This window comes from Pseudomonas lactis (assembly GCF_001439845.1).
In the GTDB taxonomy this organism is placed as follows: Bacteria; Pseudomonadota; Gammaproteobacteria; order Pseudomonadales; family Pseudomonadaceae; genus Aquipseudomonas; species Aquipseudomonas lactis.
In genome coordinates, this window is sequence record NZ_JYLO01000004.1 from 33,409 (window position 1) to 46,339 (window position 12,931).

A 12,931-nucleotide genomic window follows, 5' to 3' on the forward strand; every position below is an offset into this window, starting at 1 on the left:
GCCTTCGCGGGCAAGCCCGCTCCCACAGGGGATCTGCGTTTGCCTGAGGGGCATTCCTCCCCCATTCAAATCTGCTTCGTTCGATCATCCAGTGTTCTGATCAGCGCTTGGACAACTCCATAATCATCCGACTCAACAAATAAACCCGCGGCGCCACACTTTCCACCTCGGCATATTCCTCCGCCGTATGAATATTGCCCCCCACTATCCCAAACCCATCCAACGTCGGCGTGCCTACCCCCGCGGACAAGCTGGCATCCGCCGCGCCGCCGCTGCCTTCGATGGTCAACTTGCGTCCCAGTTCGCCATAAATCCCTTGGGCAATCGCTACCAACTTATCCGACTCGGCGGTCTGCGGCATCGGCGGCAGGCCGCGCTGCAGGCTGGTTTTCACTTCGGTTTCCGGGATCAATTTGTTGGCTGAAACCCGGGCCAGGTCTTTCTCGATCCGGTCGAATTCTTCCGGCAAGGCCGCACGCACGTCGGCCTTGGCGGTGGCCTGGTCAGGGATGACGTTGGTGCGGTCGCCAGCCTTGAGCACGGTGAAGTTGATGGTGGTTTTCTTGTCTTCGTCGCCGAGTTTGCCCAGTTGCAGGATCTGGTGCGCGGCTTCCATGGCGGCGTTGCGTCCCAGTTCCGGGGCGACGCCGGCGTGGGCGGCCTTGCCTTTGACTTCGACCACGGCGGTAGCGCTGCCTTTGCGCCACACCACCAGGCCGTCGGCGGGGCGACCGGGTTCCAGGTTCAGGGTCACGTCGTGGCCCTTGGCAGTGTTGCGGATCAGTTCGGAGGCGGCGTCGGAGCCGGTTTCTTCGCTGGCGTCGAGCAGGAAGGTGATCTGCGCGTAGTCCTTGAAACCCTGGCTTTTGAGAACTTTGAGCGCATAGATGCCCGCGACGATGCCGCCCTTGTCATCCATCACGCCGGGGCCGTAGGCGCGGCCGTCCTTGATGTGGAAGGGGCGCTCGGCAGCCGAGCCTTCCTTGAATACGGTGTCCATATGGGCCATCAGCAGGATCTTGGCCTTGCCGGTGCCTTTGAGGGTGGCGACCACATGGCTGTTGTTGGCGGCTTTATCCGGCACCAATTCGATGGTGAAACCCAACTGTTTCAACTCGTCCACGGCGATATCGCGCACTTGGGTCAGGCCCGGCTCGTAGCCTGAGCCCGAGTCGATATTCACCAGGCGCTCCAGCAGCTTCAAGGCTTCGGCCTTGTATTGTTCGGCCTGTTGCTGGATCTGTTTATGAGGCTCGGCGCTGTAGGCCGGCAGGCTGAAAGACAAGGCCAGGGTAGCGGCCAACAGGGTACGCGGGAAGGTGAAGAGCATGGACCGATCCTTGTTTTTTGTTGGAGGGTGCCCCGCCACCCTACCCCACTAAACTGACCGCAACCAACTGCCCTGTACCGAACTGACCCGGTTGCGCCCGCTGCTTTTGGCCTCGTACAGCGCCTGGTCGGCATCGTTGAGCCAACTGATGGAGTCGGCGTGGCTCGGCTGGTACGGCGCCAGGCCGATGCTCAGGCTCACTCGCAGTGTCGGGTCCTGGGCGTAGGCCAAGGCGTTGAAGCGACCGCGCAAGGCCTCCATCACCTCGGTGGCACGGTTGAGGGGCATATCGGGCAGTATCACGCAGAACTCATCGCCGCCATAACGGCCGGCCAGGTCGGTGGTGCGCAGGTTCTGGCGCAACACCTTGCTCAGTTGGCGCAGGACGATATCGCCGGTCACATGGCCGTAGGTGTCGTTGATGGTCTTGAAGTGGTCGATGTCGATCAACGCGATGGCGGCACCGGCCGGGCCTTGGCGGCAACGTTGAAACTCGAGGTCCAGGTGGTCCTTCCAGGCGCCGTGGTTGAGCAGGCCCGACAGGCTGTCGGTGCGGCTCAAGGCCAGCAGTTCGCGCTTGTGGCGGGCCAAGGTGACGGCCTGGCGGTAGCAGATCCAGCCCAGGGCCAGGGGATACAGCATCAGGATCGGCAGGCAGGCATACAACTGGGCCTGGGTAGTCACGGCGATAAACCCAGGCGTGAACAGCAGCAGCGCGGTGCTCAGCCCCAATGCCTGCGCCGCCCAACCCGCAAACAGGAAGCGCGGCCCGCCGATGGCGACGTTGTTCATGCTCATCATCGACAGGGTGGTGACGCTGGGCAGCGGGTTGAAGTGCATCGCGCCAACCCAGAACCCACCGCAAAAGGAATCGAACAGCAGGCTGCGGCGTTCGCTGCGCAAGGTATTGGCCGAGCGCAACGAGCATTGAAAAGCCAGGTGCGGCCACGCAAAGGCGTTGATCAGCATCCAGGCCCACACCCACAGGGGCGGGCTCAACGGATACATGCCGAACGCCACGCACACAAAGCCGAGCGTCAGCCCCAACAGGCGGGATTTGTACAAGCGCAAAGCGAGCGGAAGTCCTTTTCCTCCGACGGCTGGCATGGTGGGGGCGATCCTGGGTGATTGCCTGGAGTCTAACAGGGCAACGTCAAATCGCCACTACCGCTTATTGGCTAATACTTCAGTGCGAAAACCCACGCGCCAGCATCAAGGCCACGCCCAGCAGCAACACGGCTGTGATCCGCTGCAACAGCACGCGCCGCTTGGGGTTTTCCAGCACGTGCTTGATGCGCTGGCCGAAATAGCAATACAGGCAGCCGCTGGCAAATTGCAGCAACAGAAAGGTTGCGCCGAGAATGGCGATGTCCGCCGCCGAGCTGTGTTCACCAGCACCGGCAAACTGCGGGAACACGGCGCTGAACATGATGATGGTCTTGGGGTTGGAAAACCCGGTCAACAGCCCTTTGCCGAACAGGCTTCGCGCGCCCTCAACCGTGCCGGCGTTGTTGATCGATACGCCACTGCTGGTCCACTGCTTGTAGGCCAGGTAAAGAATGTAGGCCACCCCGACAAACTGGATGGTCTGGGTAACGGCGAGGTTGCCCTTGATCAACTCCGAAAAGCCCACGGCAAAGATCAGGATCGAAATCAGGTACGACACACTGGCGCCGACCTGCGCCGGGATCGAACTGCGCAGTCCGTCCTTCAAGCCCAGGCTGAGCAACAGCAGGGTCATGGGGCCCGGGCTGAAGGTCATGGTGGCGCAAAACAACAGGAAGTAGAGAAATGAAGACAGGGTTAACGCACTTGTCATGGCCAGCACCTTGAATAAAGAGAAACAGCAGCAACGGGGCGAACGCAGCCAGCGCCCGCCCCAGGCCGATCAGGCGACGGCGATTTCGGTGGTCAGGGAGTCGCGGTACATCACCGCCAGGTCAGCCAGGGCGGCCTTGGCGGTCTGGTTGCGGGTTTCAAACGCGACCAGGCCCTTCCAGTTAGTCTCGACAATAGCCTGCAGCACATCGGCGTAATCGCAGTTGCCGTCATGGATGCCGAAGTGCTGGTCTTGCACGCCGTTGTTGTTGCTGAAGGAAATGCCCTTGATCAGGTGGTGGTACTTGCGCACCACTTCTGCCGGCAGGCCGTTCTCGATGTTGGCGTGGCCGGCATCGAGGAAGAAGTACACATTGCTGTGGGCTTGCAGGCGCTCGAACACAAAGGCGTATTCCGCTTCATGGGTGAAGATGTAATGGAATGGCCGATAGTTGACGTAGTTGGACAGGTTTTCCAGGTAGATATCCGTGCCCTTGGCCTCGGCGTACAACGCCAGTTCCTGCACCGACTTGAGGTAATGCTCCAGGGCAACCTTCTTGGCCATCAACACCATTTTCGGCTCGACGATGCAACCACCGTGAATGATCAACGGCGCGCCCAGGCGGCTGGCGATGTCGATTTCCTTCTTCACGTACTCCACGGCCGCGCTACGGAAGGCTTCGACATCACTGCCCAACGGCGCCTTGAAGTTGCCGTGGAAAACCGGCTTGACCCCCGTGGCCGCGATTTGCGCTTGCAGGCTTTCGATACGCGCCTCGGTCCAGTCATCGACCATTTCGCCGAACAGGCTGCCGTCGATGTACCAGTGGGTGCAGTCACCTTCGATGGCGGTTTGCAGGCCCTTTTCGGCGCCCAGGTATTTCTGGTGGGCCACACCGGTGCAGAACGGGACGGTGGCGTTGATCAGTTTGCTGTCCATGGGACGATTCCTTTCGTTGATGGCGGGTCAGGCTTCTTGAGGTTCGGGTAGGTTGATGGCCATGAAATCGGCCTTGGTCACGCCGCAATCCGGGCATGCCCAGTCTTCAGGCACCTCTTCCCAAGGGGTGCCTGCGGGAATTCCGTCCTCCGGAATACCCAGTTCTTCTACGTACATAAAACCGCAGGGTGCGCACATATAAGTCTTCATGGAAATGCAAAATCCATTGCTTAGGTGTAGGAAATTTCGCCATCTCCTGGCGAGATGCCGCGCAGTCTAGGGGAGTGGCATTGCACAAGGCAGGTAAAGTGATGCCTAATCCAGCCTAACTTCACCGGTAAAAGCACCGGCAAACACAAGGACGCGTCATGTTTGTATCCGCCATCGCTTTTGTAGAGGGCACGCCCAAGGTCCAACAGATCGTCGAGGCGTTCAGCCACGCCATCGAAAATAGCGAATGGGCCCCGGGCAGCAAACTGCCATCCGTGCGTGAACTGACCCAGATCCTCGGCGTCAGCAAGTTCACCCTCAACGAGGCACTGGACCGTCTGCGCGGTCGCCACCTGCTCACCTCAAGCCAAGGCCGCGGCTACTTCGTGGCGATGGACAGCACCCGCCCAGCCTCGGCGACCTGGGTGGACCTGTTGCCCCAAGACCTGCTCAGCGTTTTGCGCCGGCCCTTGGCCACTGCCAGTGGCGAACTGCGCCCTGGCGGCGGGCACTTGCCGGAGGATTGGCTCAATGGCGAAGCGATCCGCCAGGCGATGCGCAGCGTAGTGCGTGCGCCGTCACTGCGCATCGCCGGGCTGGGCACACCGGCGGGGCTGTTGCCGTTGCGCCAGGCGCTGCAGCAGAAACTGCACGGCGAAGGCTTGTCGGTGCCAGTGGAACAAATCATCACCACACCCAATACCGTGCAGGGCCTGGACATGCTCATGCGCCTGCTCGCCCGCCCCGGCGACACGGTGCTGCTCGATGCACCGTGCTACTTCAACTTCCACGCCAACCTGGCGCTGCACGGCGTCAAAGTCATCACCATTGCCCGCCGCCCCGACGGCTTTGACTTCACCGCCCTCGAACAACTGCTGGCCGAACACCGCCCCAGCCTGTACCTGACCACAAGCGTGTTACACAATCCCACCGGCCACTCCTTCAGCCCCAGCCAGGCGTTCCGCCTGCTGCAACTGACCCAGCACTATCACTGCCACATCGTCGAGGACGACCTCTACGGCGACCTGCACCCCAACCCACCCCCACGCCTGGCCGCCGTCGCCGGGCTGGACCAGGTCACCTACCTGTCGGGTTTCTCAAAGATCCTGAGTGCCAACACCCGCGTCAGCTACGTCGTCGCCGCGCCGCAACTGGCCGCCAACCTGACCAACATGAAATTGATGAGCGGCGGCGTCACCTCCGAACTGTTCGAACAGATCGTCTACCGCATGCTCAGCGAAGGCAGCTACGCCAAGCACCGCAAACGCATGGTGCAGCGCCTGATGGAAGCCGGTGGGCGCGTCGAACAATGGCTCAAGCGCTGCGGGTGCGAATTGCCCATGGCGTATGAAGGCGGGATGTTCATCTGGGCGCGCCTGCCACCCGGCGTAAACGGCGAACTCCTGGCCCAGGAAGCCCTGAAACGCAGCATGGTACTGGCCCCCGGCGCCCTGTTTGGCTACGATCCGGCCCATCGCGACTCAATGCGCTTCAATGTGGCACACAGCGACGAACCGCGCGTGCAGCGAGTGTTCGAGGCGTTGCTGCTGCACGGTGTCGCCCAAAAAAGCAAAAGCCCCCCAACCCCAACCTAACCTTACCTAACCACGATGCGAAGCGAGTAGCTCTTGATCTGCCGGTAACCACGATGCGAAGCGAGCCGCTCTTGATCTGCTCTTGATCTGCTTGTGATCTTGATCTCAGGCGCCCCGTTAAACCACGCTGGCCGAACGCAGGCTTGAATTCGTGGGTAACCCGGCAGGACGCCGGGTTAGCCGCCGTCAGGGCGGAACCCCAAGTAGCCGTTACCGCAGCAATGGATATATACCCAATCCAACTGTGTCGCCTGCCAGGCCGCCTTCGCGAGCAAGCCCGCTCCCACAGTTGGATTGTGGGGTGTCAGGTAGATATGGGGCGGCTGGCAGGTCGCCATCGCAGGCAAGCCAGCTCCCACAGCTGGATCGCGGGGGTGTCAGTAGGTAAGGCGCCGTAAGCCCCCCGTCAACCCGGCAACGGAATCACCCGCAACGGCCGCACCGACTTGTACGAAAAACTCGAATAAATCTCCTTGACGCAGGGCAACGTCTGCAAAACCTCCCGCGCAAACTCACCAAACGACTCCAGGTCCTTGGCCACCACCTCCAGCAAAAAGTCATAGCGCCCTGAAACGTTATGGCACGCCACAATCTCCGGAATCGCCAACAGCCGCTGCTCGAACGCCCGGGCGATTTCCTGGGTGTGGCTCTCCATCATGATGCTGACAAACGCAGTCACCCCATAACCCAGCGCCTTGGGAGAAAGGATCGCCTGATAGCCACTGATCACACCGCTCTCCTCCAGGGTGCGCACCCGGCGCCAGCACGGTGAGGTGGTGAGGGCCACCCGCTCTGCCAACTCGGCCACGGTCAGGCGGGCGTTGCCTTGCAACGCGTTTAAAAGGGTTTTGTCCGTACGGTCCAGCTTGATGGGCATAACGTGCCTCTAATCATTATTTTTATCGGTGTTTGATCCACAAACGCGGGTTTTTCCAGGCTTTTTTGCAAGGTTCATCTGTGGTTATGAGCATAGCATTGTAGGAAATAAGGAGCGCCCGACATGCACACTAAACACACCAGCTTCGGCTTTTCTACCCGTGCCATCCACCACGGCTATGACCCTCTTGACCACCACGGCGCCCTCGTCCCGCCCATCTACCTGTCGGCCACCTTCGCCTTCCCCACTGTCGAATACGGCGCCGCCTGCTTTGCCGGCGAAGCCAGCGGCCACTTCTATACGCGCATTTCCAACCCCACCCTGGCCCTGCTGGAGTCACGCATGGCCAGTCTGGAGAACGGCGAAGCCGCCGTGGCATTCAGCTCCGGTATGGGCGCGATTGCCGCGACGTTCTGGACCCTGTTGCGCCCAGGCGACGAGATCATCGTCAGCCAGACGCTTTATGGTTGTACCTTCGCCCTGTTGCACCATGGCCTGGGCGAATTCGGCATCAAGGTGCGGCATGTCGACCTGACCGACCTGGCCGCCCTGCAAGCAGCCTTCTCCCCGGCCACCCGCATGGTCTACTGCGAGACCCCGGCCAACCCCACCCTGCGCCTGATCGACATCGCCGCCGTGGCCGAACTGGCTCATCAACAGCCGAACATCACCGTGGTGGTCGATAACACTTACTGCACCCCCTACCTGCAACGCCCCCTGGAACTGGGCGCCGATGTGGTGGTGCACTCGGCCACCAAATACCTCAGCGGCCACGGCGACATCACCGCAGGCATCGCGGTGAGCAACCAGGCCTTGGCCCAGCGCATTCGCCTGCAAGGACTCAAGGACTTGACCGGCGCGGTGATGTCACCCCAGGACGCCGCGTTGTTGATGCGCGGCCTCAAGACCCTGGGCCTGCGCATGGACCGCCATTGCAGCAACGCCCAGGCGGTGGCCGAGGCGTTGCAGGCACACCCTGCGGTGCAGTGGGTGACCTACCCCGGGCTGCGTTCTTTCCCACAGTACGAATTGGCAAACCGACAAATGAAACTGCCCGGCGGCATGATCGCCTTTGAACTCAAGGGTGGCATCGAGACCGGCCAGCGCTTCATGAACGCGCTGCAACTGTTCACCCGCGCGGTCAGCCTGGGGGATGCCGAATCACTGGCCCAACACCCGGCGAGCATGACCCACTCCACCTACACCCCCGAGCAACGGGCGCAGCACGGTATCAGCGAGGGCCTGGTACGTTTGTCGGTGGGGCTGGAAGACGTCGCCGACCTGCTGGCGGATATCCAACAAGCCCTGGCCAAGTGCAACGGTGCCAACCTGCGGCCCACCACGACAGCGGCGTACGCGCTGAAATAGCGCCCAAACCCAAGCGTTTTGCGGTGCCTGGGCGGTGATCGGAAGGATCCGACTAAGGATCCGACTGCCGCTGTACCTGCTTAATGTTTTTTTTTCGCAGATTGGATCCCCCTCCTTCAGCCAGCCTGTACTAGCATGTCAGCGGCGGGACGCACTATCACTGCAGGTTATTCACATTAGTTACCTTCTTAATCCCCGTCGCTATAAGGCCCAATACCTGCACGAAACTCATGGACGAATTGATGAACTCACACCTGTTCCCACAGATAGGCAAGGTCATCGCCAGCACCGGCAGCCGCCATTTCCCACGCATGCTGCATGACCTGATCCTTACCCAACTGGCAGTGGACGCCACCCATATCACCCAATTGCACGTCAGCCGCGAAGGCCTTGGCCGTCGCAAAATCAGCCCGGTGTACACCGATTCGGTGGCGGCCCTGGACAGCGAGCAACTCGCCGCACAACTGCACCTCACGCGCCGCAAGGACGATGTGCGCTATGTACTGTCGGTGTACCGCTCCCACCCGTCCGAGAGTTTTTCTGCGCAAGAACGCAGCATGCTCCAGGACTTCTCCACGCTGTTGCTGCCCATGGTGGAAAAACACATCACCGCGCTGCAGCCATCGCTCTCGGACAGCCCGTCGGCAGAGCCGCAACACCAGGGCATCGATACCTTGCGCCGACGTATCCAGGAGCGCCTGGTGCAATCGGGGCTGACCTTGTCCAACCGTGAACTGGAAGTGTGCGTAGGCCTGCTGGCCGGGCGCACCGCGCCGGAGTTGGCCGAACAACTGGCGTTGAAGGTCAACACCATCGAGAGCTACCTCAAGCGTGCGGCGATCAAGTTGGGGATCAGCGGGCGGCATTCGTTGTTGCGCTGGATGTACTCGACCGAGTCTGACACGGCCCCATAGGCCAAGCAAAAATCCCCGTGGGAGCTGGCTTGCGTGCGATAGCGGTGGGTCAGCAACCCTGGGGAGACTGTCACACCGCTATCGCAGCATAGGTATCTACACAACTGTGCAGTTCGCCGCAGCCACCGGTAACCACGATGCGAAGCGAGTAGCTCTTGATCTTGCTCTTGATCTGCTTGTGATCTTGATCTCAGGCGCCCCGTTAAACCACGCTGGCCGGAATTCGACAGGGATTTGGGGGGCAAACCGGCAGGGATGCCGGTTTAGCCGCCCCGCGCCATGGATGGCGCGTGGCGGCGGCCCCCCAAATCACTGGCGGATTACGGGCACACCGAGCCCAAGCGAGGTGCCGAGTGGTGGGGCAAGAGCCTTTTTGCTTACTTTTGGGCTCTTTTCAAAAGTGAGCCGCCGTCAGGGCGGAACCCTAAGTAGCCGTTACCGCAGCAATAGATATGCACACAATCCAACTGTGTCGCCTGTCAGGCCGCCATCGCAGGCAAGCCAGCTCCCACATTTGGATCCTGGGGCGCCAGGGAGATAGGCGCCGGCTGTCAGGCCGTCACGGGAGCAAGCTCCCACAAATCAGTCCCTTGCCAATGCCTCTATCGGGTCCAACCGCGCCGCATTCCGCGCCGGTACAAAACCGAACACAATGCCGATCAACGTCGAACAGGCAAACGCGGTAACGATCGAGCCCACCGAAAACACCATTTCCCACTCCTTCACAAACAGCGAAAACAGGTAGCCGATGGCGTAGGACAGCGAGATCCCGATGATCCCGCCGATCAGGCACACCATCACCGCCTCCACCAGAAACTGCTGGCGAATATCCGATTGCCGCGCCCCCACGGCCATGCGAATCCCGATTTCACGGGTGCGCTCGGTGACCGACACCAGCATGATGTTCATCACGCCAATACCGCCCACCAGCAAAGAAATCACCGCAATCAATGACAGCAGCAGCGCCAGGGAGCGGCTGGTTTTCTGTACCGTCTGCATGATGCTGTCGAGGTTGTTGGTGAAAAAATCCTTGGTGCCGTGGCGTTGCAGCATGAGCTTATTGACGTTGTCTTCCACCACCTTGCTCGGCTGGCCGTCCTTGATGCGCACGGTGATGCTGTCCAGATGACGCTGGCCCAGCAGACGCCCCGCCGCGGTTTCGTACGGCACCCACACGTTCAGGGCCTTGCTGGCGGCGAACATGTTTTTATTGTCCGCCGTCACCCCGATCACCGTGCACGGCAGGTTGCCTATCAGGATCACCTGGCCCAGCGGGTCGATGTTCGGCCCGAACAGGCGCTGGCGGGTATTGTGGTCGATCACCACCACCTGGGCCTGGCGCCGTGCATCGCTTTCGCTGAAGGCAATGCCGGCTTCAAGCTTGAGGCCCTTGACCTTGAAGTAGCGATCACTGACACCATTGACCTGGGCGTCCAGGTCGATATTGCCGTAGCGCAACAACAGGTTGCGCCCCACCACCGGCGTGGCGCTGTCCACGTAATACAGCTGGTTCAGCGCCTCCACATCCGAGGGCATCAAGGTCTCGATGGCCGAGGCGCGGCTGTCGCCAAAACTGGTGCCGGAAAAGATATCGATGGTGTTGCTGCCGATGGCCTGGATGTCCTTGAGCACATAGCGCTTGGCGCCTTCGCCGATGGCCGAGATCGACACCACCGAAGTGATGCCGATGACAATGCCGAGCATGGTCAGCAAGGTGCGCATGCGGTGGGAGATCAGCGCCACCCACGCCATGTTGAACGCTTCCTTGAACAACCCCAGGCTCGCCACCAGGCGCCGCGCACCGCTGCGGCGGGGCTCGACCGGCGCCTCGGCGGGCAACTCCAGGCCGACGCTGTCGTTGGCCTTGTCGCTGATGATCTCGCCATCACACACCTCGACAATGCGCTGGGCGTTCGCCGCGACCTTGGGGTCGTGGGTGACGATAATCACGGTGTGCCCCGCCGCATGCAGCTCGGCGAGGATGCGCATCACCTCCTTGCCGCTGTGGGTGTCGAGGGCGCCGGTGGGTTCGTCAGCCAGGATCACTTCACCGCCGTTCATCAAGGCCCGCGCAATACTCACTCGCTGCTGTTGCCCGCCAGACAGCTGGCTGGGCCGATGGCTGGTATGGCCCGACAAGCCCAGGCGTGCCAGCAATTCCCCGGCGCGGCTATGGCGCTGGCTTTGCGGGGTGCCCGCGTAGATCGCCGGCATTTCCACATTGTGCAAAGCGCTCAGGTGCGCGAGCAAATGGTAACGCTGGAAGATAAACCCGAAGTAATCACGCCGCAGCTCCGCCAGTTGCTCATCGCCCAGGGAGCGGGTTTCGATGCCATTGATCTTGTAGCTGCCGGCCGTGGCGTAATCCAGGCCGCCGAGGATGTTCATCAGGGTTGATTTACCCGAACCGGAGGCGCCGATAATCGCCAGCATTTCCCCGGCATGGATGCTCAGGTCGATGCCCTTGAGCGCAATGAATTCACGCTCGCCGGCCATGAAGCTGCGAGTGATGCCCTTGAGTTCCAACAGAGGCTGGCTCATGACTCAACTCCCCGCCACGGCAGGCGTGGCGTCGCCGATCACCACGGTGTCGCCCTCGGCCAGGCCATCAAGGATCTGCACTTTGACGTTGTTGTTGATACCGGTCTTCACCGTGCGGGCCACCGCCTTGCCCTTGGCATCCAGCACCCGCACTTCGTAGCGGCCATCGGCATTGCGCACACCCAGCGCCGCCACGGGCACCATCAGCGCGGCCTCGGCGGTGTCGAGCACGATGCGCACCTGGGCGGTCATGGCAATGCGCAGGCGGTGGTCGGGGTTGGGCACGTCGAACAACGCGTTGTAGAACACCGCGGTGTTTTGCTTCGGCGTGCCGGCGGTCTGGGTTTCAAGGAAGTTCTGCGGCGCCGGCTCAGTGCCGCGCAGCTTGGCGTAATAGCGCTTGTCCGCCTCGCCGAGGATGGTGAAGTACACCTGCTGGCCGGGGCTGATATGAATCACATCCGCTTCCGACACTTGGGCCTTGACGGTCATGGTGTCCAGGTCTGCCAGCTTGAGCAGCACGGGCGCCAACTGGCTGGCAATCACGGTCTGGCCTTCCTGGGTGACGATGCCCACCACATCGCCGTCGATGGGCGCGTTGATGCGGGTGTAGGCCAGGTTGACCTTGGCGGTGTCGATCTGGATGTGCGCGCTCTTGATCTGTGCGTCCAGAGACAGCAGGTTGGCCTGTTGTACCTGGTAGGTCGATTCGGCGTCTTCGAAATCCTGGCGTGACACCGACTCATCGGCCTGCAAGCCTTTGTAGCGCTCATACACGGACTTGGCCTGCTTGAGCTGCGCGGCGGTCGCGCGGCGTTGGGCCTGGAGGTTTTCTTCATCGACCTGGGCTTTGCGCAGGGTGTTCTGCAGGACTAGCGGGTCGATTTCGGCCAGCCATTGGCCCTTCTTTACCTTGTCGCCGACTTTGACTTTCAGCGACTTGAGCTGGCCGGAGACTTGGGCGCCGACGTCGACTTGTTTGACGCCCTCCAGCAGGCCGGTGGCCAATACCGCGTTTTCGATATCGCCGCGTTCGGCGGTGGCGGTGAGGTATTGGGGGGCGTCGGCGGGGGCGTTTACGGTGTAAATGGCCAGGCCGATTGCCACGGCCGCTATAGCCAGAATGCCGATTTTGCGGAATTTAGACGTTTGCATGGTTGGCTTCTTGATTGAGTACAAATGCGTGGCTAGGGCCCTTGGTGTGGGAGCTGGTTTGCCGGCGATGGCGGCCTGACAGCCGACCCCTGTCTACCTGACACCCCGCGATCAACCTGTGGGAGCGGGCTTGCTCGCGAAGGCGGCCTTTTGGTCGACCATTTCGTTGGGTTGGAATGAGTA

General features: G+C 61.3%; 11 protein-coding genes. 3 read left to right on the plus strand and 8 right to left on the minus strand.

Features of this window, described 5'->3' with window-relative positions:
• Positions 1-100: 100 nt before the first annotated feature.
• The 5 genes from TX24_RS07335 to TX24_RS07355 form a co-directional block, all read right to left on the minus strand.
• Positions 101-1,330, minus strand: coding sequence for a M20/M25/M40 family metallo-hydrolase (locus TX24_RS07335; protein WP_057710027.1), 1,230 nt, complete (start codon positions 1,328-1,330; stop codon positions 101-103).
• Positions 1,331-1,378: 48 nt separating this feature from the next.
• Positions 1,379-2,437 (minus strand): diguanylate cyclase, encoded by a 1,059-nt coding sequence (locus tag TX24_RS07340; protein ID WP_057710028.1) that lies wholly within the window; start codon positions 2,435-2,437, stop codon positions 1,379-1,381.
• 79 nt (positions 2,438-2,516) lie between these two features.
• Positions 2,517-3,149: a LysE family translocator gene (locus tag TX24_RS07345; protein ID WP_003190643.1), complete on the minus strand. Its 633-nt coding sequence runs from the start codon at positions 3,147-3,149 to the stop codon at positions 2,517-2,519.
• A gap of 69 nt (positions 3,150-3,218) precedes the next feature.
• A complete protein-coding gene (locus TX24_RS07350) occupies positions 3,219-4,088 on the minus strand; it encodes a sugar phosphate isomerase/epimerase family protein (protein WP_003190642.1) in 870 nt (289 codons plus the stop codon).
• A gap of 27 nt (positions 4,089-4,115) precedes the next feature.
• Positions 4,116-4,298: a rubredoxin gene (locus tag TX24_RS07355; protein WP_003190641.1), complete on the minus strand. Its 183-nt coding sequence runs from the start codon at positions 4,296-4,298 to the stop codon at positions 4,116-4,118.
• Between the two features lie 158 nt (positions 4,299-4,456).
• Here TX24_RS07355 and TX24_RS07360 point away from each other — a divergent pair, with 158 nt between their 5' ends.
• A complete protein-coding gene (locus TX24_RS07360) occupies positions 4,457-5,893 on the plus strand; it encodes an aminotransferase-like domain-containing protein (RefSeq protein WP_034134394.1) in 1,437 nt (478 codons plus the stop codon).
• 406 nt (positions 5,894-6,299) lie between these two features.
• On the opposite strand, the gene TX24_RS07365 is transcribed toward TX24_RS07360, so the two are convergent.
• Positions 6,300-6,770, minus strand: a complete 471-nt coding sequence (locus TX24_RS07365) for an Lrp/AsnC family transcriptional regulator (protein WP_057710029.1) — start codon at positions 6,768-6,770, stop codon at positions 6,300-6,302.
• Positions 6,771-6,893: 123 nt separating this feature from the next.
• Here TX24_RS07365 and TX24_RS07370 point away from each other — a divergent pair, with 123 nt between their 5' ends.
• Both TX24_RS07370 and TX24_RS07375 read left to right on the plus strand, forming a co-directional pair.
• On the plus strand, positions 6,894-8,138 hold the full coding sequence (locus TX24_RS07370; protein ID WP_057710030.1) for a methionine gamma-lyase: 1,245 nt from the start codon (positions 6,894-6,896) through the stop codon (positions 8,136-8,138).
• A gap of 242 nt (positions 8,139-8,380) precedes the next feature.
• On the plus strand, positions 8,381-9,052 hold the full coding sequence (locus TX24_RS07375; protein ID WP_169878709.1) for a helix-turn-helix transcriptional regulator: 672 nt from the start codon (positions 8,381-8,383) through the stop codon (positions 9,050-9,052).
• Between the two features lie 582 nt (positions 9,053-9,634).
• Here TX24_RS07375 and TX24_RS07380 read toward each other — a convergent pair.
• Positions 9,635-11,593, minus strand: coding sequence for a MacB family efflux pump subunit (locus tag TX24_RS07380; protein ID WP_003190636.1), 1,959 nt, complete (start codon positions 11,591-11,593; stop codon positions 9,635-9,637).
• Positions 11,594-11,596: 3 nt separating this feature from the next.
• On the minus strand, positions 11,597-12,748 hold the full coding sequence (gene macA, locus TX24_RS07385) for a macrolide transporter subunit MacA (RefSeq protein WP_003190635.1): 1,152 nt from the start codon (positions 12,746-12,748) through the stop codon (positions 11,597-11,599).
• Positions 12,749-12,931 lie beyond the last annotated feature (183 nt).

Excerpts from the sequence above, each read along its gene's own strand:
- TX24_RS07335 (WP_057710027.1), bottom strand. The coding sequence starts at position 1,330 with ATGCTCTTCACCTTCCCGCGTACCCTGTTGGCCGCTACCCTGGCCTTG.
- TX24_RS07340 (WP_057710028.1), bottom strand. The coding sequence starts at position 2,437 with ATGCCAGCCGTCGGAGGAAAAGGACTTCCGCTCGCTTTGCGCTTGTAC.
- TX24_RS07345 (WP_003190643.1), bottom strand. The coding sequence starts at position 3,149 with ATGACAAGTGCGTTAACCCTGTCTTCATTTCTCTACTTCCTGTTGTTT.
- TX24_RS07350 (WP_003190642.1), bottom strand. The coding sequence starts at position 4,088 with ATGGACAGCAAACTGATCAACGCCACCGTCCCGTTCTGCACCGGTGTG.
- TX24_RS07355 (WP_003190641.1), bottom strand. The coding sequence starts at position 4,298 with ATGAAGACTTATATGTGCGCACCCTGCGGTTTTATGTACGTAGAAGAA.
- TX24_RS07360 (WP_034134394.1), top strand. The coding sequence starts at position 4,457 with ATGTTTGTATCCGCCATCGCTTTTGTAGAGGGCACGCCCAAGGTCCAA.
- TX24_RS07365 (WP_057710029.1), bottom strand. The coding sequence starts at position 6,770 with ATGCCCATCAAGCTGGACCGTACGGACAAAACCCTTTTAAACGCGTTG.
- TX24_RS07370 (WP_057710030.1), top strand. The coding sequence starts at position 6,894 with ATGCACACTAAACACACCAGCTTCGGCTTTTCTACCCGTGCCATCCAC.
- TX24_RS07375 (WP_169878709.1), top strand. The coding sequence starts at position 8,381 with ATGAACTCACACCTGTTCCCACAGATAGGCAAGGTCATCGCCAGCACC.
- TX24_RS07380 (WP_003190636.1), bottom strand. The coding sequence starts at position 11,593 with ATGAGCCAGCCTCTGTTGGAACTCAAGGGCATCACTCGCAGCTTCATG.
- macA (WP_003190635.1), bottom strand. The coding sequence starts at position 12,748 with ATGCAAACGTCTAAATTCCGCAAAATCGGCATTCTGGCTATAGCGGCC.